This window comes from Amycolatopsis sp. NBC_00355 (genome assembly GCF_036104975.1).
Lineage (GTDB): Bacteria > Actinomycetota > Actinomycetes > Mycobacteriales > Pseudonocardiaceae > Amycolatopsis.
Window position 1 is genome coordinate 10,132,683 of record NZ_CP107982.1, and the last position, 16,925, is coordinate 10,149,607.

The following is a 16,925-nucleotide window of genomic DNA, read 5'->3' on the forward strand; positions in this document are numbered from 1 at the left end:
GGCCTCGACGACCGGGAGCGTGCTGCGACCGGGGGAGGGCCGGCGGGAGGGACGCTTCAGCGCAGCGTCCACCGCTGGTTCGCCTGCCCGCCGCAGGCCCAGAGGATCAGCTGGGTGCCGTTGGCCGTGCCCTGCCCGTACGCGTCGAGGCAGAGGTTCGACTGGACCCCGGTGATCGTGCCGTCGGCGTTGACGGTCCACTGCTGGTTGGCCTGGCCGTGGCAGTCCCAGACGATCACCGGAGTGCCGTTGGCCGTGCCCTGGCCGGACGCGTCGAGGCACTTGGTCCCGCCGACGGTCAGCTCCTGGCCGGTACGGGTCCACGCCTGACCGGCCTGCGCGCCGCAGTCCTGCAGCCGAACCTGGGTGCCGTTGGCCGCACTCGCGGCGTCGAGGCAGCGGCCTGACTGCGTGCCGACGATCTGCCGGGCCGTGGACGTCCCCGGGGTGCCGATGCTCCCGGGCACGGACTGCAGGGCCCCGAACCAGGTGGTGGCCATCTTGTCGTACCCGGTGGCGGTGGGGTGGATGCCGTCGGTCAGGTCGGCGGCGGTCAACGCGGCGTGCATGTCGACCAGGTGCACGCGCTTTCCGGCGTTCCGGTTGCTCTGCACGATGCCGGGGATCGCCGCGTTGAACGTGCGGACGGCGGACTCCTGTCCGGAGTTGGCGAGCGGGATGATCGTCGCGACGAAGACCTCGGCGTCCGGTGCCGTCGCGGTGATGTGGTCGATCAGCCCGGACAGCCGGGCGGGCGCGCGGCCGACGTCGTAGTTCTGCAGGACGTCGTTGGTGCCGAGGTGCAGCAGGACCGTGTGCGAGCCGGTGTTCCGCAGCCAGGTGACGACGTTCGCGTCGATCTGGTCGATGCGCCAGCCCGGGTGGCCCTCGTGGTCGTGGTCACCGAGGGCGGCCGGGCCGTTGTACTGCGAGCCGGTGAAGTCGACCTGGTAGCCGCCCGCGCTCAGGCGCTGCCACAGCCCGATCCGGTACCCGCCGGGCACCTGCGTGCCTTCGGTGATGGAGTCGCCGAGCGGCATGACCCGGACCCCGCCGTTGGACTCGGCGGCCGCCGGGGTGCCCGGGAGGAACGCGCTCAGGAACAAGGCCGCGGCGGCCGCGACGAGCCGGATTCTCATGGTTCTCCTCGATCGTTCAGCCGAAGGTCCACTTCTGGTTGGCTTGCCCGGTGCACGTCCAGAGCCGGACGGCGGTGCCGTTGGCCGTGCCGCTGCCGGTCACGTCCAGGCACAGTCCGGATTGGACACCGGTGACGGCGCCGGCCGAGGTGACCTGCCAGCGCTGGTTGGCCCCGCCGTTGCAGGTCCAGATGACGACCTTGGTGCCCGGCGTGGTGCCCTGCCCGGAGGCGTCCAGGCAGCGGGTGCTGTCACCGCTGTAGACGGTCAGTTCCCCCGCGGTCGTGCGCGTCCAGGACTGATTGGCGCCGCCGGTGCAGTCCCAGATCTGCACCTGGGCGCCGGGGGTGGTGCTGACGCCGTTGACGTCCAGGCACCTGCCCGCGCCGGCCGCGCGCACGGGGCTCGCGGCCGGCCCGGTGCCGCCCGGGCCCGCGGCGGCGATGACCTGCTGGGCGCCCGACGGCCAGCTGGTGCCGCTCACCTGGACGTTGCCGCTCAGGACGTTGTTGTGCGGCGACCCGGTGGCCACGTTCGTCGCGCCGCCGTTGTACCAGTTCCCGCTGAAGGTGCTGTCGTTGGTGTTGTTGCTGCCGCTCGCGTTGGTGAAGGCCCAGACCCCGGAGTCCTGGATCACGTTGGCCGACAGGGAAACGTAGCGGGAGCCTTCGTCCAGGTACAGGCCGACCGTGCGGTTGTTGTCGTACACGTGGTTGTGGTCGATGGAGCTGCCCGGGTTGGCGGAGAGGTTGTAGATGCTGCCGCCGTCGTGCATGAGCTTCTTCGTGCCGTGCACCCGGTTGTAGCTGACGACGGTGTCCCGCAACGTCGTCGCCGTGGAGTACACGGGCTGGTAGTTGTACAGGCCGCGGTTGCGGTAGTCCTGGCTGCCGCCCGGGTCGTTCGCACCCCAGCCCCAGCCGACGTCGATGCCGTCGTAGGTCAGGTTGGAGACGTCGTTGTGCGTGATCACTGCATGCGTGACGTAGGTCGACAGGATGCCGGCCATCTCCCGGTAGTCCAGGGCGACCCGGCTCACCGTGTTGTTCGACAGCGTGATGTCGCGGTTGGTCATCGCCGGGTTCGACGGGTGGTGGGCGTCCGGCCGCACACCCCCGACGACGATGCCCGCGCCCGAGTCCTCGGTGAAGGTGTTGCGGTCCACGGTGATCGACGACGCCCCGAGGCCGACCCCGGACGCGTGCGCGTTCGCGTCGTTGCCGATGCCCAGCGCGACCTGGCCGAGGTGGGTGAAGGTGTTGCCGCTGAACGTGATCCCGGTGGCGGCCGAGACCTGGACGGCGGCCGGCGCCTGTGCCCAGCCGTTGCGGGCGCCCTCGAACAGCGGGCAGCCCGACTGGCACGAGCTCAGGAAGTCGCCCGGCATGCTCGCCGCGGCCGGGAGGAACGTGCCGCTCTGCTGGTTGGCGTAGCCGACCGAGGTGCCCGGCGTGAGCCAGGTGGTGTGCTCGAAGTGCAGGCCGCTGAAGGTGAGGCCGCGCACGGGGTTGTCGTAGCTGCCGCTGATCCGCAGCAGCGACGTCAGCCGCGGCAGCTCGACGTCGTGGCTGCCGGGCACCCAGCCGCTCGGCGCCTTGTAGTAGAGCTTCCCGGCCTGCGGGTCCAGGTACCACTGGCCGGTGTTCTTGAGGAACGAGTAAGAGTTCTCGAGGAACAGCTGGCCGCCGCCGAAGGGCTTGGCGAGGGTGTCATAACCCCAGTTGTTGTTGTTCCACGCCGGTTGCTGCATGACGATCGACGTGCCGCTGACGTGGTCGACGGGGGAGTACCGGTCGGTGAAGGAGTTCTGGCTCTCCACCTCGATCCGGTTCTGCTGCGGCAACGTCGCGAGGTAGTTCAGCGCGGAGTTGACGATGGTCAGGCCGGACGTCGTGATCTGCACGTCGTTGCGGGAGATCGGGATCGACGCGCGTGGCGCCGGCGACCCGTCCACGAACAGCTGCCGCGAGTCGGCGCCCTGCGGCACGGACGCCGCCCAGATGTTCTGGCCCGGGTCCTGCGCCGTCCAGCCGGTGACCTGCGAGCCGCCGGAGAGGATCGGCGTCTGGCCGGACGCGGCCTGCCAGGAGACGGTGTGGCCGTTCTGCCCGGAGTCGGCGCTGGTGAACGTCAGCGGGGCGGAGAGCCGGTAGGAGCCGCCCGCGAGCTGCACGACGACGTCGTTGGCGGCCGACCGGTCGCGGGCCAGCTGCTGCGCCCTGGCCGGGGTGGCGACCGGCTGGTCGAGCGTGCCGGGGTTGGCGTCGTCGCCGGTGGGCGCCACGGCGATAGTGACGGTCGCGGCGTGGGCGGGCGGCGCGGCGAACGCGGTCACCACGAGGGCGGTGACGAGCGCGGCGGCCACGGATCCGGTGCGCGGCGGCATGGCTGTACCTCTCCGGGAACGGGGGACATCGGGCGCCGGGTGTCCACAGTGGACCGAGGGGCCGGCGAGGATGTGTACGACTCATACGAGGCCAAGGTGGGGCCGTCGTCAAGAGACGAAAGGAGGCATCGCCGCCGTTCGATCTTTCCACCTGGGGGAACGTATGTAAGTTTCATTCCGCGCCGCGGCACTGTTGACCGGACCGCCGGGCCGCGAGGTACAGTCACTGGCCGGCGCCCACTGAGTCATACTCATCGGGTGACCCGCAACGAGGAAGCCGCACCGCCCGCGCCGTACCGGCCCGGCTACGAAGTGGTGGCCGAGCAGATCCTGCACCTGATCGCCGAGCTGGAGCTGCGGCCCGGTGACCGGATGCCGACCGAGGTCGAGCTGGCGGCGCGGATGGGAACCAGCCGGACCGTGGTGCGGGAGGCCGTCAAGATCCTCTCGGCGATCGGCCGGGTACGCGCGCACAAGGGACGTGGGCTCTATGTGTCCGACGACGAGGGCATGCTCGGTGCTTCCCGCTGGGGTGGTTTCTTCCTGCCCACCGATCTCGACCACGTCTACATGCTCTTCGAGTTCCGCCGGGTCCAGGAGACCGCGGCCGGCCGGCTGGCGGCGGCGAACGCCACCCCGGCCGAACTGCGCGCGATCGAGACCGCCGCCGAGACCTGCCGGCAGGGTCACCTGACCGGGCGCAGCGCGCTGTTCGACCGCGGCGACGACGACTTCCACCTGTGTGTCGCGACCGCGTCCCACAACCAGTTCCTCGTCGCGGCCGTACGCGAAGCCCGCCGCCTGCAACGCCAGACGAACATCATCGGGATGTCCGGCGCGGTCGGCGGACACGCCGCGAGCGCGATCGACGAGCACGCGGCGATCTACCGGGCGATCCGGGACGGCGACCCGGAGGAAGCGGCCCGGGCGGTCGCCGTCCACCTCGACAACACCCTGGAGGACTACCGGCGCGAGATCCAGCGGCGGCTCTTCGACCAGTGAGCGCGGGAGTGCGTACCCGGGGCCCGGCTTCGGGTACGCAGTCCTGTGCTCATTCCTTTGTGGACCCCGTGATCGAGGGACGGCCGCGATGCGTTGCGGGTGAGTAAGTTTCACCGCGCATTGACCTTTGCCGCCGCGCACTCCTATCTTGGCTTCAGGTTCGGTAACCGAGCGATTTCGGAGCGCGCATCCCGCGCACTCCTTGCCACTCCTGAAGAGGAGTACCCGTGACGACGCTGTCCCGTACTCTCCGCGTGGTTGTCCTGGTCGCCGCCGTGGTCCTGGGGTTCGCGGCCCCCGTGTCCACCGCTGTCGCGGCGCCCGCGGCGGCCTTCAAGGTCCTGGTGTTCTCCAAGACCACCGGCTTCCGCCACGACTCCATCCCCGCCGGGATCGCCGCGATCCGGCAACTGGGGCAGCAGAACGACTTCGCGGTCGACGCCACCGAGGACGACGCGGTGTTCACCGACGCCGGCCTGGCCCCGTACGCCGCCGTGGTCTTCCTGTCCACGACCGGCGACCCGGTCGGCACGCAGGCCGGGAAGGACGCCTTCCGGCGGTACATCGAGCACGGCGGCGGGTTCGCCGGCATCCACGCCGCGTCCGACAGCGGTTACGACTGGGCCTGGTACGGCCAGCTCGTCGGCGCCTACTTCAAGCAGCACCCGGCGCAGCAGAACGCACTTGTCAAGGTCGAAGACCTGAACCACCCGTCCACTCAAGGGCTGCCGGCCCAGTACACCCATTACGACGAGTGGTACGACTTCCGGGCCAACCCGCGTTCGGCCGTGCACGTGCTGACCACTGTGGACGAATCCAGCTACTCGGGCGCCACGATGGGCGCGGACCACCCGACCACGTGGTGCCACGACTTCGACGGCGGCCGCGCCTGGTACACCGGCATGGGCCACACCAACGAGAGCTTCGGCGAACCGAACTTCCTGCACCTGCTGCTGGGCGGGATCCGGACCGCGGCCGGGGCGGTCTCCGCGGACTGCTCGGTCACCACCACGCCGCCACCGTCGGGGAAGCAGGTCGTGGGTGCGCAGTCGGGCCGGTGCGTGGAGGTGCCGAACGCCTCGACGGCGAACGGGACCCAGGTGCAGCTGCGCGACTGCGTGGCGGGCCAGGCGAACCAGACGTGGACCTACACCAGCGGCAAGCAGCTGACGGTCTACGGGAACAAGTGCCTGGACGCTTCGGGCCGGGGAACGGCCAACGGCACGCCGGTGATCATCTGGGACTGCACCGGACAGCCCAATCAGCAGTGGAATGTTAACGCGAACACGATCACCGGCGTTCAGTCGAACCTGTGCGTGGACGCATCCGGCCGCGGTACGGCCAACGGCACGAAGATCATCCTGTGGTCCTGCGGCGGGCAGGCCAACCAGCAGTGGACCCTGCGGTGAACCGTCCACCGTCCGCCTCGAGGAGACCTGTCATGTCCGGATTTTCCGCGCTGCGCCGCGGCGCGCCGGCGGTGGCCGCGGTCCTGGCCGCCGCGCTGGTTCCCGTGCTCGCGGCCCCCGCGAGCCCGGCCGCGGCGGCGTTGCCGCCGGACTCGAAGTTCCAGAAGGTCACCCTGCACACCGAGACGTCCAACCCGATGGCGCTGGACGTGGCCCCGGACGGCCGGGTGTTCTACATCGACCGGCTCGGGGACGTGAAGGTCGTCAAGCCCAACGGCACCACGGTCCTCTCGACGCACCTGAACGTCTTCACGGCCAACGAGTCCGGCGGGCTCAACATCGCGGTCGACCCGGGCTTCGCGACCAATCAGTGGGTGTACGTCTACTACTCGCCGAACAGCGCCGGCAACGTCGACCGGCTGAGCCGGTTCACCGTCAGCGGCGACACGATCGACCAGTCGACCGAGAAGGTCGTGCTGGACGTGCCGGTACAGCGCGCCGAATGCTGTCACCACGGCGCGGGCCTGGTCATGGACAAGAAGAACGGGAACCTGTGGTTGTCGCTGGGGGACAACACCAACCCGTTCGCCTCCGACGGTTACAGCCCGCTCGACCAGCGCTCCGGACGTGCGTACTGGGACGCCGAGCGCACCGCGGGCAACACCAACAGCCTGTCCGGCAAGGTCCTGCGGATCCACCCGGAGACCAACGGTACGTACACGATCCCGTCGGGCAACCTCTTCGCGCCCGGCACGGCGAACACGCGCCCGGAGATCTACACGATGGGTGAGCGCAACCCGTTCCGGATCGGCCTCGACCCGAAGACCGGCTACCCGCTGGTCGCCAACTACGGCCCGGACGCGCCGAACGCCAGCTCGACCCGCGGTCCGCAGAACACCGTGGAATGGGACGTCGTCAGCAAGCCCGGCAACGCCGGCTGGCCGTTCTGCGTCGGCCCCAACCTGGCCTACAACCAGTACAACTTCGCTACCGGCGCCTCCGGCGCGCAGTTCGACTGCGCCGGCGGCCCCACCAACAGCTCGCCCAACAACACCGGTCTGACCAAGCTGCCACCGGCCGTCCCGGCCCAGGTGTACTACCACTACCAGGCCGACTCGGCGCACTTCCCGCAGCTGTCCGGCGGGGCGCCGATGGCCGGCCCGGTCTACCGGTACGACGCCGACCTCGCCTCCACCCGCAAGTGGCCGGTGGACTTCGACGGCCGCGCGGTCTTCGCCGAGTGGAACACCAGCTCGATGTACACCTTCCAGCTCGACAGCGGCGGCACGAACGTCACCTCGATCGACGCACTGCTGCCGTCGGTGAAGTTCAACCGCCCGATGGACTTCAAGTTCGGCCCGGACGGCGCGCTCTACGTCGTCGAGTGGGGCACCGGGTACGGCGGCGGCAACAGCGACGCGGCCATCGTCCGGGTCGACTACCTCGGCGGCGGTGCGGCCGCGCCGGTCGCGAAGGCCACCGCGGACCGCACGAGCGGTCCCGCGCCGCTCACCGTGGCCTTCTCGAGCGCCGGCTCGACCGACCCGGGCGGATCCACGCTGCGGTACAGCTGGAACTTCGGGGACGGCACGACCTCCACCGCGGCGAACCCCAGCCACACCTACGCCGCCGGCAACTACTCCGCGGTGCTCACCGTGACGAACACGGCCGGCGCCACCGCGACCGCGAGCGTCGCCGTCACCTCGGGCAACACCGCGCCGGTGCTCACCATCACCACCCCGCCGACCGGCGGGCTGTTCGACTGGGGCGACAAGGTGAACTTCGCCGTCACGGTCAGCGATCCGGAGGACGGCACGATCGACTGTTCGCAGGTGACGGTCCAGGCCTACCTCGGGCACGACGAACACGGACACCCGCTCGAGCAGTACCACGGCTGCACCGCCCAGGTGCAGACCACGCTTTCGTCGGGGCACAGCGAGAACGACAACCTCTTCTACGTCGTGGAGGCGTCCTACACCGACAAGGGCGGGGCCGGGGGAGCCGGCCCGGTCACCGGCCGCGCCCAGGTGATCCTGCAGCCCAAGATGAAGCAGGCCGAGTTCTTCAGCGCGACCGGCCGCACCAGCGACGGGAAGGGCACCGACACCGCGGGCGTCACCGTGGAAACCGCCACGGACCCGATGGGCGGCGGCAGCAGCGCGGCGTTCGTCCAGGACGGCGACTGGTGGTCCTTCGACCCGCTCGCCCTCGACAACATCACCGGTCTGCACGTCCGGGCGTCTTCGGGTGGCTCCGGCGGCACCCTGGAAGTGCGCCGCAACGCGCCGGACGGCGCCCTGGTCACCTCGGTGCCGATCACCGGCACCGGCGGCTGGCAGAACTGGCAGGACTTCGCGGTCAGCCTGTCGAACCCGCCCACCGGCACCGGGAAGCTCTACTTCGTGGCCCGCAACCCCTCCGGCCAAAGCGGCGCCGCCTACCTGTTCAACGTCAACTGGGTCCACTTCACCGGCGCCGGCGTCGGCCAACCCGGCACGACGCCGTCCGGCAAGCAGATCGTGGGCACGCCGTCCGGCCGGTGCGTGGAGGTGCCGAACTCGTCGACGGCCAACGGGACCCAGGTGCAGCTGCGGGACTGCGGCAGCCAGGCCGCCAACCAGCAGTGGACCTACACCGGCACCAAGCAGCTGATGGTCTACGGCAACAAGTGCCTGGACGCGTCCGGCCAGGGCACCGCCAACGGCACGCAGGTGATCATCTGGGACTGCCACAACCAGGTGAACCAGCAGTGGAACGTCAACACGAACGGCACGATCACCGGCGTCCAGTCCGGGTTGTGCGTCGACGCGAACGCCCAAGGCACGGCGAACGGTACGAAGGTCATCCTCTGGTCCTGCGGCGGCCAGGCCAACCAGCAATGGAGCCTGCGGTGAAACGTCTGCTCGCGTTCCTCCTCCTGCTGCCCCTCGCCGTCGCCGGGGTGGTCCTGACCGCCGGTCCGGCCGCGGCCGCCGCGCTGACCCGCGTCACCGGCTTCGGCGCCAACCCGACCAACCTCGGCATGTACCTGTACGTGCCGGACGCCGTGGCGCCCAAGCCGGCGTTGCTCGTGCTGGTGCACTACTGCAGCGGTTCGGCGAGCGCGATCTTCAACGGCAACGGGCACGACTACGCGACGGCCGCCGACCGCTACGGCTACCTCGTCGTCGTGCCCGAGGCGACCCGGGACGGCCACTGCTTCGACGTGTCGACGAAAGCGGGCCTGACCCGCGACGGCGGCAGCGACACCACCGGCATCATGGCGATGGTCGCCTGGACCCGTCAGCACTACAACGTGGACCCGGGCCGGATCGTGGTCAGCGGATTCTCTTCGGGCGCGATGATGACGAACGTCCTGGCCGCGCAGTACCCGGACGTCTTCGCCGCCGGATCGGCGTTCTCGGGCGTGCCGGCGGGGTGTTTCGCCACCACCGACGGCTCGCTCTGGAACAGCCAGTGCGCGGGCGGCAACGTCGTCAAGTCCGCGCAGCAATGGGCCGATCAGGCCCACGCCATGTACCCCGGTTACGCCGGCACCTACCCCCGGATGCAGCTGTGGCACGGGAACCAGGACACCACCCTGGCGTATCCGAACTACGGCGAGGAGATCAAGCAGTGGACGGCCCTGCGCGGGCTGAGCCAGACGCCGTCCTTCACCGACCACCCGCAGTCGTCCTGGACGCGCAACCGCTACGGCGGCACCGGAACCCAGGCCACCGTCGAGGGCATCACGATCGCGGGGACCGGCCACACCCTGCCGCAGGCCGGGATGGTCGCGTACGCCATCTCCTTCCTCGGCCTCGACAGCGGTGGTGGCGGGACGACGACCGGCGGCCCGGTGCGCTCGGTGGCCGCGGGCCGGTGTCTCGACGTGCCGGGCCAGTCGACCACCCAGGGCACGCGCATCCAGGTCTGGGACTGCCACGGCGGCACGAACCAGACGTGGACGACCACCGTGGCCGGGGAGCTGACCGTCTACTCCGGTGGCGCACTGCGTTGCCTGGACGCGGAGGGCGGTAGCACCGCACCGGGCACGGCCGCGATCATCTGGGCCTGCCACGGCGGGGCCAACCAGAAGTGGCTGGCCAACTCCGACGGCACCGTCACCTCGGCGCAGTCGGGCCTCTGCCTCGAGCTCGCGGGCTCGACCGCGAACGGCACCGCCGTGCGGCTCGGGACCTGCACCCACGCCACCACCCAGTTATGGACCCGGAACTGACCGGAGGGGACCGCATCATGGCGAAGTTCAGACGGCTGTTCGTGACCGTCGCGATCGGGGCGCTGCTGGCCATGGCCGGGAACGCCGAAGCCGCTGTGCCCGGGGAGGCGTCGACGTCGGCGGCCACCGCGGGCTGCGGGTCCGCTCCCGGGCTGGCGAGCGGCAGCCACACGATCTCCAGCGGCGGCCAGAACCGCAGCTACATCCTGCGGGTCCCGGCCGACTACGACAACTCCCACTCCTACCGGCTGTTCGTGGGGCTGCACTGGCGCGGCGGCACGGCCAACGACGTCGACTCCGGCGGGACCGACGGGTACAACTGGTCCTACTACGGGCTCCGGCGGCTCGCGGACAGCGCGGGCAACAACACGATCTTCGTCGCGCCCCAGGGCAACGGCAACGGCTGGGCCAACCCCGGCGGCCAGGACGTCACCTTCGTCGACGACCTGCTGAAGCAGCTCGAGGCGGCGCTCTGCGTCGACACCTCGCAGGTCTTCGCGGGCGGGTTCAGCTACGGCGGCGCCATGAGCTACGCGCTCGCCTGCGCGCGGCCGACGGTCTTCCGCGCGGTGGCCGTCTACTCCGGGGCGAACCTCAGCGGGTGCAACGGCGGCACCCAGCCGGTCGCCTACATCGGGATGCACGGCATCGGGGACAACGTCCTGCCCATCGCTTCCGGCCGTTCGCTGCGCGACCAGTTCGTCCGGAACAACGGCTGCACCGCGCAGAACCCGCCGGAGCCCTCGAGCGGCAGCCACACCCACATCGTCACCGCCTACTCCGGCTGCCGGACCGGCTACCCCGTGGTCTGGGCCGCGTTCGACGGCGGCCACGACCCCGGCCCGCGCGACGGGTGCACCTGCAGCGGCTGGCAGACCTGGACGTCCGGCGAGGTGTGGAAGTTCCTCACGCAGTTCGACTCGTCCACCCCGCCGACCGGGTCGCCCGTGCAGGTCGGCGTCAACTACACCCTGGTCGCCGAGCACAGCGGCAAGCTCCTGGACATCAGCGGCGTCTCCACCGCGGCCGGTGCCCTGCTGCAGCAGTGGCCGGCCACCGGCGGGCAGAACCAGCAGTTCGACTTCCTCGACTCCGGCGACGGCTACTACCGCGTCCGGGCCCGCCACAGCGGCCTCGTGCTCCAGGTGGCCGGCACCGCCACCGGGGCGGACATCAGCCAGCAACCGGACTCCGGCGCCGCCGCCCAGCAGTGGCGCGTGGCCGACCTGGGCGGCGGGGTCGTCGGCCTGGTCAACCGGCTGAGCGGCCTGTCCATGGACGTGTGGGGAGCTTCGACCGCCGACGGCGCGCGGATCTCCCAGTGGAGCGCCACCGGTGGCGCCAACCAGAGATTCCGGGTCCAACGCGCCTGAACCGCCCGTTACCCGGCGGTATTCTCAGTGAGCCCTGCAGAGACAAAGACGTCTTGGGAGAGCGAACGTGTCGTCCGTCGAGTTGCCCCAGCTCCGTCCGACCCTGGCCGACGTCGCGCGGGCGGCCGGGGTGTCCACCGCCACCGCGTCCCGCGTGCTCAACGGCTTTCCGCGGGTCCGGCCGAAAACGCGCAAGCAGGTGGAGTCGGCTATGTCGGCTCTGGGTTACGCCCGGCAGAGAGCCGCGCGGGCGACGGCGGGGCGCACCGGATCGGTCGCGCTGGTCGTGTGCGAGGAGGTGCTGCGGCTGTTCGCCGACCCCTACTTCGCCCGCATCTCCGCCGGCGCCGGGAAGGAGCTGACCGAGGCGGGCCTGCAGCTCGTCCTGCTCACCGTGCCCGCGACGGAGAACTACCAGGCCCCGGTGGTGCGCTACCTCGACGGCGGCCACGTCGACGGCGCTCTCGTCGTCGGCATGCACGGCCGCCGCCCGCTCGACCTGGACTGGCTCGGCATCCCGGTGGTGTTCGGCGGCCGGCCGGTCCGCGAAGGGGACTGCTCGTCCTACGTCGACGTGGACAACCGGGGTGGGGCGCAGCGGGCCACCCAGCGGCTCATCGACGCGGGCCGGCGGACCGTGGCGACCATCGCCGGACCGCAGGACATGACCGCGGGTGTGGACCGGCTGCTCGGCTACCGCCAGGCGGTGGCGGGTGCCGGGCGCGGCGACCGCGGGCTGGTGGTGTTCGGCGACTTCGGTCAGGCCTCCGGCGAGCACGCCACCGTCCGCCTGATGGACCGCCGGCCGCACGTCGACGCCATCTTCGCCGCGTCCGACATGATGGCGGTCGGCGCGATGCGAGCCCTGCACCGCGCGGGGCGGCGGGTGCCCGGTGACGTGGCGGTCATCGGGTTCGACGACCTGCCGATCGGCCGCCGCACGGATCCGCCGCTCACCACCGTGCGCCAGCCGATCGAAGAGATGGGCGCCCGGATGACGGGCGAGCTGCTCGCGATGCTCGGCGGCTCGGCCACGCCCCGCTGTGCCGTGCTGGACACCAAGCTTGTCCTGCGTGCGACGGCATGACTCCCAATGTGTTAGCGCTAACACCCAGCCTGCGGAGATCCGCAGCGCTCGAAGGAGGATTCGTGACCACTCGAGTCAAGCCGGTGCGCGCCGTCCTGGTGCTGGCCACGATGCTGGCGGCCGTGCTGGCCGGCGCGCCACCGGCGTCCGCGGCGTCGACGTCCCTCACGAGCGCGGCGTCGGGGCGGTGCCTGAACGTGACGGGCGGCGTCGACACGCCGGGCACGGCGCTGGAGATCCGGGACTGCACCGGCCAGGCGAGCCAGGCCTTCGAGTTCAGCTCCGCCGGGGAGCTCCGGGCGTCGAGCGGGACGCGGTGCGTGGACGCCTACGGCAACCAGACGGCGCCGGGCACGGCGGTGATCATCTGGTCCTGCACCGGCGGGGCGAACCAGCAGTGGCGGCAGAACTCCGACGGGTCGATCACCGGCGTCCAGTCGGGCTTGTGCCTGGACGTGAACGGGGCCGGCACGGCCAACGGCACCGCGGTCATCCTCTGGACGTGCCACGGCCAGAGCAACCAGCGGTGGACCGCGAACACCCCGCCGCCGACCGGTGCGGGCCCGTGCGACATCTACGCGTCGGGCGGCACGCCGTGTGTCGCCGCGCACAGCACGGTCCGCGCGCTCTACGGCTCCTACAACGGAAATCTGTACCAGGTCCGGCGAGCGTCCGACAACACGACCCGGAACGTCGGCGTCGTGGCGGCGGGCGGTGCGGCCGACGCCGGGGCCCAGGATTCGTTCTGCTCCGGCACTTCCTGCGTCACCACGGTGGTCTACGACCAGTCCGGGCGCGGGAACGACCTGTGGTACCAGGGATCGAGCGTGGTGCCCGGGTCCAGTCAGAGCAGTCCGGCGAAGGCGACCACGGAGTCGCTCACGGTCGGCAGCCGGAAGGCGTATTCCCTGTACATCAACCCCGGCAACAGCTACTGGCGGGACGGTCACTCGACCGGCGTGCCCACCGGCAGCGCCCCCGAGGGCATGTACATGGTGACGAGCGGGACGCACGTCAACAGCGGCTGCTGCTTCGACTACGGCAACAGCGAGACGACCAGGAAGGCCGACGCGGCCGGCGCGATGGACGCGCTCAACTTCGGCAAGCAGTGCTGGTTCGGCGGGTGCTCCGGCAGCGGCCCGTGGGTGCAGGCCGACCTCGAGTGGGGGCTCTACCCCGGCGGCAGCCAGACGTGGAACCCGAACCAGCGCGCGTTCACCAGCAAGTTCGTCACGGCGGTGCTGAAGAACAACGGGACGTCCCGGTTCGCCATCAAGGGCAGTGACGCCCAGTCCGGCAGCCTGACGACGCTGTGGGACGGCGGGCTCCCGAGCGGGTACAGCCCGATGAAGAAGCAGGGCGCGATCGTGCTGGGCAGCGGCGGTGACTGCTGCAAGCCCGGCGGCGGCGCCAATCTGAGCGCGGGCACGTTCTACGAAGGGGCGATGGTCGCGGGTTATCCGTCCGACGCGACCGAGAACGCGGTGCAGGCCAACATCGTGGCGGCCGGTTACCGCTGAGGCTTCATTCCGGGGAGAAACCGAACGCCCGAGCCGCGACGGCTCGGGCGTTCGGCTGTCCACCGGTGGCAGCCAGGTGGCCGCCGCCGGGACGCGGTGAACGACTCTTTCACGGCGTCGGACGCGATGGAGCGGGCCGTCGCGGCCGGTCGCTCGAGGCCACCGATGCGCGTCGGCCGCCTGAACCGCGATGCGGCTTGGGGTCATGGGGTGTCGTTGCACTACCACCTCGACGAAAGGTGGAATTGCCGATGATCCGAGTACACCGATGGCTACCCCGATCAGTCCGGCAACGCACCCCGCCGGACCGGCCCTGCCCGGTTGAGCCTGACCGAACGGGACGAGATCGCCTGCCTCACCGCCGCAGGCCACGGACCCCGCGCCATCGGCAGGACAATCGGCCGCTCGGCCTCGGCGGTGTCACGGGAACTGGCCCGCAAGCAGCGAAGCTAGCCGCCGACCCGGCGCTGCGGGCGGTGGTGCAGGCCGGACTGGACCGCAAATGGTCCCCCCGGCAGATCTCCGAGAGACTGGTCCTCGACTTCCCCGACCAGCCGGAGATGCGGGTGTCACACGAAACGATCTGCCAGTCCCGCTAGGTCCAAAGCCGAGGCGCGTTGCGCCGTGAACTGACGGCGGCGTTGCGGGCCGGGCGGGCGTTGCGGATGCCGGGGCGGCAGGCCCAGGCCCGGCGGGAACGCCCGTCGGGCCGGATCCAGGACATGGTCAACATCGCCGAGCGGCCCGCCGAGGTCGCCGACCGGGCGGTCCCGGGAGACTGGGAAGGTGACCTGATCCTGGGCAGCAACAACGCCTCCGCGATCGGGGCGCTGTACCAACGGCCTGCTCCGTCAGTACTTCTCCAAGGGCACCGACCTGGCCCGGCACACCGCAGCGGAGCCGGCGCGGGTGGCGGAGGAGTTGAACGGGCGTCCGCGGGAGACCCTCAGCTGGCTGACGCCGGCCGAGGCCCTCACCGCGTTACTGTTCGATCGGCAGACACCGGGTGTTGCAACCACCGCATGAATCCGCCCAGTGAATGACTCGTTCCGGTCATCCGGCGACCGGAACGAGTCATTCACTGCATGGAAGGCGCCCCGCGCGGTGCGGCGGGTGGTTCAGACGCGGCTCCACCGCTGGTTCGGCTGCCCGTTGCAGCTCCACAGGATCGCGTGGGTCCCGTTGGCGGTGCCCGCGCCTTCGGCGTCCAGGCACAGTCCGGAATGGACGTTCCGGAGCGAGCCGTCCTGGCCGATCGTCCACTTCTGGTTGTCCTGACCGCTGCACGGCCAGCTGATCACCCGGGTGCCGTTGGTGGTGCCCTGGTGGTCGGCGTCGAGGCACTTGTCGCCGAACACGCGGACCTCGCCGGTTTCCCAGGTGGTCCAGAGCTGGTTCGCCGCGGTCTGGCAGTCCCAGATCAGCGAGCCCGCGCCGGCGGCCGTCGAGGCGTTGTCGACGTCCAGGCAGCGCCCGGATCCCGTGCCGCGCAGCCGGGACGTCGTGGCGGCCAGCGGGGAACCGCCGGACACGCGGTACGCCGCGACGCCGTGGGCGGGCACGCTCGCGCTGATCGGGCCGCCGGTCGTGGACGTCGCGCCGGTCCACACGTCGGTCAGGGTGAACGCCGTGCCGGAGAGCCCGATCTGCGCGGCGGTCGTGCTCACGGTGGTCGTGGTGCTGCCGCGGTTGAGCAGGCCGACCGCGACCGACCCGTCGGCCAGCGGTTTGGCGAAGACCTCGGTGTTGCCGTCGTCGCGCACCCGGCGGCCCCCGGCGCCGAGCCGGTCCTGGTCGATCGCCAGCAGGCGCGGGTTCCGCAGCACGGCGCCGATGTCGGCCGACATCGTGCGGATGTCGTTGCCCGCCATCAACGGCGCGGCCATGAGCGCCCACAGGGCGAAGTGGGCGCGGGACTCGGTCAGCAACAGCCCGGGCCGGCCGACCACGAGCATGTCCGGGTCGTTCCAGTGCCCCGGGCCGGCCTGCGCGGCGAGCGGCGCGGTGACGTCGAGGACGTTGCCCACGCCCATCGGGTAGCTGTTGGTGTTGCCGTTCTGCCAGATGTCCAGCAGGTCTTCGGTGGTGCGCCAGAGGTCCGCGACCTGGCCCCAGTCGTACTTGTCCCCGGTGATGGCGTGGTAGCTGTTGGGGTTGATGCTGTAGACGATCGGACGCCCGGTGGCCCGCACCGCGTCACGCATCACCGTGAACCGCGCCACCTGCTCGTCGCGCGTGCCGGCGGGGGAGCACCAGTCGTACTTGAGGTAGTCCACGCCCCACGACGCGAACGTGGTGGCGTCCTGGACCTCGTGCCCCGCGCTGCCGGTGGAACCGGGGTAGGTGCCGGTCCGCTGCGCGCAGGTGCGGTCGGTCGGCACCTGGTAGATGCCGAACTTCAGGCCGCGGCCGTGGATGTAGTCGCCCAGCGCCTTCATGCCGCTCGGGAACTTCGACGCGTTGGCGCGCAGGGAGCCTTGGGAGTCGCGTTGCGGGTCGAACCAGCAGTCGTCGACGACGACGTACTGGTAGCCCGCGTCCTTCATCCCGGACGAGACCATCGCGTCCGCCGCTTGGCGGATGGCGGTCTCGGTGACGCCGCAGCCGAAGCTGTTCCAGCTGTTCCAGCCCAGCGGCGGGGTGAGCGCCGGGCTGCCGGGCGCGGCCGCGGCGGCCGGCGCGGCCGGAGTCACGGCGGCCAGAGCCAGGGCGGTGAGCAGGTGCAGGATGCGGTGACGCGGTCGAACGGGCATCGTCGCCCCTTTCCGTGTGTGGAGGCGCGATGTCAGG

The 16,925-nt window shown here is 70.9% G+C and carries 10 protein-coding genes and 1 pseudogene; 8 read left to right on the top strand and 3 right to left on the bottom strand.

The annotated features are described in order from the left end of the window. Nucleotides 1-56: 56 nt before the first annotated feature. Both OHS18_RS46905 and OHS18_RS46910 read right to left on the bottom strand, forming a co-directional pair. Nucleotides 57-1,139 carry an RICIN domain-containing protein gene (locus OHS18_RS46905; protein WP_328615171.1) on the bottom strand — a complete coding sequence of 361 codons (1,083 nt, stop codon included), beginning with the start codon at nt 1,137-1,139 and terminating at the stop codon, nt 57-59. Between the two features lie 16 nt (nt 1,140-1,155). Beyond that, entirely contained in the window at nt 1,156-3,525 is a 2,370-nt protein-coding gene (locus OHS18_RS46910) for a ricin-type beta-trefoil lectin domain protein (protein WP_328615172.1), read from the bottom strand. A gap of 258 nt (nt 3,526-3,783) precedes the next feature. Between OHS18_RS46910 and OHS18_RS46915 the strand changes: the two genes are divergently transcribed. The 8 genes and pseudogenes from OHS18_RS46915 to OHS18_RS46950 form a co-directional block, all read left to right on the top strand. Next, a complete protein-coding gene (locus tag OHS18_RS46915; protein ID WP_328615173.1) occupies nt 3,784-4,527 on the top strand; it encodes a FadR/GntR family transcriptional regulator in 744 nt (247 codons plus the stop codon). Between the two features lie 227 nt (nt 4,528-4,754). Next, on the top strand, nt 4,755-5,936 hold the full coding sequence (locus OHS18_RS46920; RefSeq protein ID WP_442875323.1) for a ThuA domain-containing protein: 1,182 nt from the start codon (nt 4,755-4,757) through the stop codon (nt 5,934-5,936). A 32-nt stretch (nt 5,937-5,968) separates the two neighbouring features. Then, nucleotides 5,969-8,830, top strand: coding sequence for a PQQ-dependent sugar dehydrogenase (locus OHS18_RS46925; RefSeq protein ID WP_328615174.1), 2,862 nt, complete (start codon nt 5,969-5,971; stop codon nt 8,828-8,830). Further along, nucleotides 8,827-10,155, top strand: a complete 1,329-nt coding sequence (locus OHS18_RS46930) for an extracellular catalytic domain type 1 short-chain-length polyhydroxyalkanoate depolymerase (RefSeq protein ID WP_328615175.1) — start codon at nt 8,827-8,829, stop codon at nt 10,153-10,155. Before OHS18_RS46925 ends, OHS18_RS46930 begins: the two co-directional genes overlap by 4 nt. A 17-nt stretch (nt 10,156-10,172) precedes the next feature. Further along, complete coding sequence (locus tag OHS18_RS46935) at nt 10,173-11,528, top strand: RICIN domain-containing protein (protein ID WP_328615176.1); 1,356 nt, start codon at nt 10,173-10,175, stop codon at nt 11,526-11,528. A 67-nt stretch (nt 11,529-11,595) separates the two neighbouring features. Next, nucleotides 11,596-12,615, top strand: coding sequence for a LacI family DNA-binding transcriptional regulator (locus OHS18_RS46940; protein WP_328458000.1), 1,020 nt, complete (start codon nt 11,596-11,598; stop codon nt 12,613-12,615). Nucleotides 12,616-12,677: 62 nt separating this feature from the next. Next, nucleotides 12,678-14,135 (top strand): arabinofuranosidase catalytic domain-containing protein, encoded by a 1,458-nt coding sequence (locus OHS18_RS46945; protein WP_442874442.1) that lies wholly within the window; start codon nt 12,678-12,680, stop codon nt 14,133-14,135. Nucleotides 14,136-14,471: 336 nt separating this feature from the next. Beyond that, nucleotides 14,472-15,161, top strand: a pseudogene (locus OHS18_RS46950) (IS30 family transposase); the annotation flags it as partial. Nucleotides 15,162-15,253: 92 nt separating this feature from the next. Here OHS18_RS46950 and OHS18_RS46955 read toward each other — a convergent pair. Continuing rightward, a complete protein-coding gene (locus OHS18_RS46955) occupies nt 15,254-16,888 on the bottom strand; it encodes a glycoside hydrolase family 27 protein (protein ID WP_328615177.1) in 1,635 nt (544 codons plus the stop codon). Nucleotides 16,889-16,925: the final 37 nt, after the last annotated feature.

Excerpts from the sequence above, each read along its gene's own strand:
- OHS18_RS46905 (WP_328615171.1), bottom strand. The coding sequence starts at position 1,139 with ATGAGAATCCGGCTCGTCGCGGCCGCCGCGGCCTTGTTCCTGAGCGCG.
- OHS18_RS46910 (WP_328615172.1), bottom strand. The coding sequence starts at position 3,525 with ATGCCGCCGCGCACCGGATCCGTGGCCGCCGCGCTCGTCACCGCCCTC.
- OHS18_RS46925 (WP_328615174.1), top strand. The coding sequence starts at position 5,969 with ATGTCCGGATTTTCCGCGCTGCGCCGCGGCGCGCCGGCGGTGGCCGCG.
- OHS18_RS46935 (WP_328615176.1), top strand. The coding sequence starts at position 10,173 with ATGGCGAAGTTCAGACGGCTGTTCGTGACCGTCGCGATCGGGGCGCTG.
- OHS18_RS46955 (WP_328615177.1), bottom strand. The coding sequence starts at position 16,888 with ATGCCCGTTCGACCGCGTCACCGCATCCTGCACCTGCTCACCGCCCTG.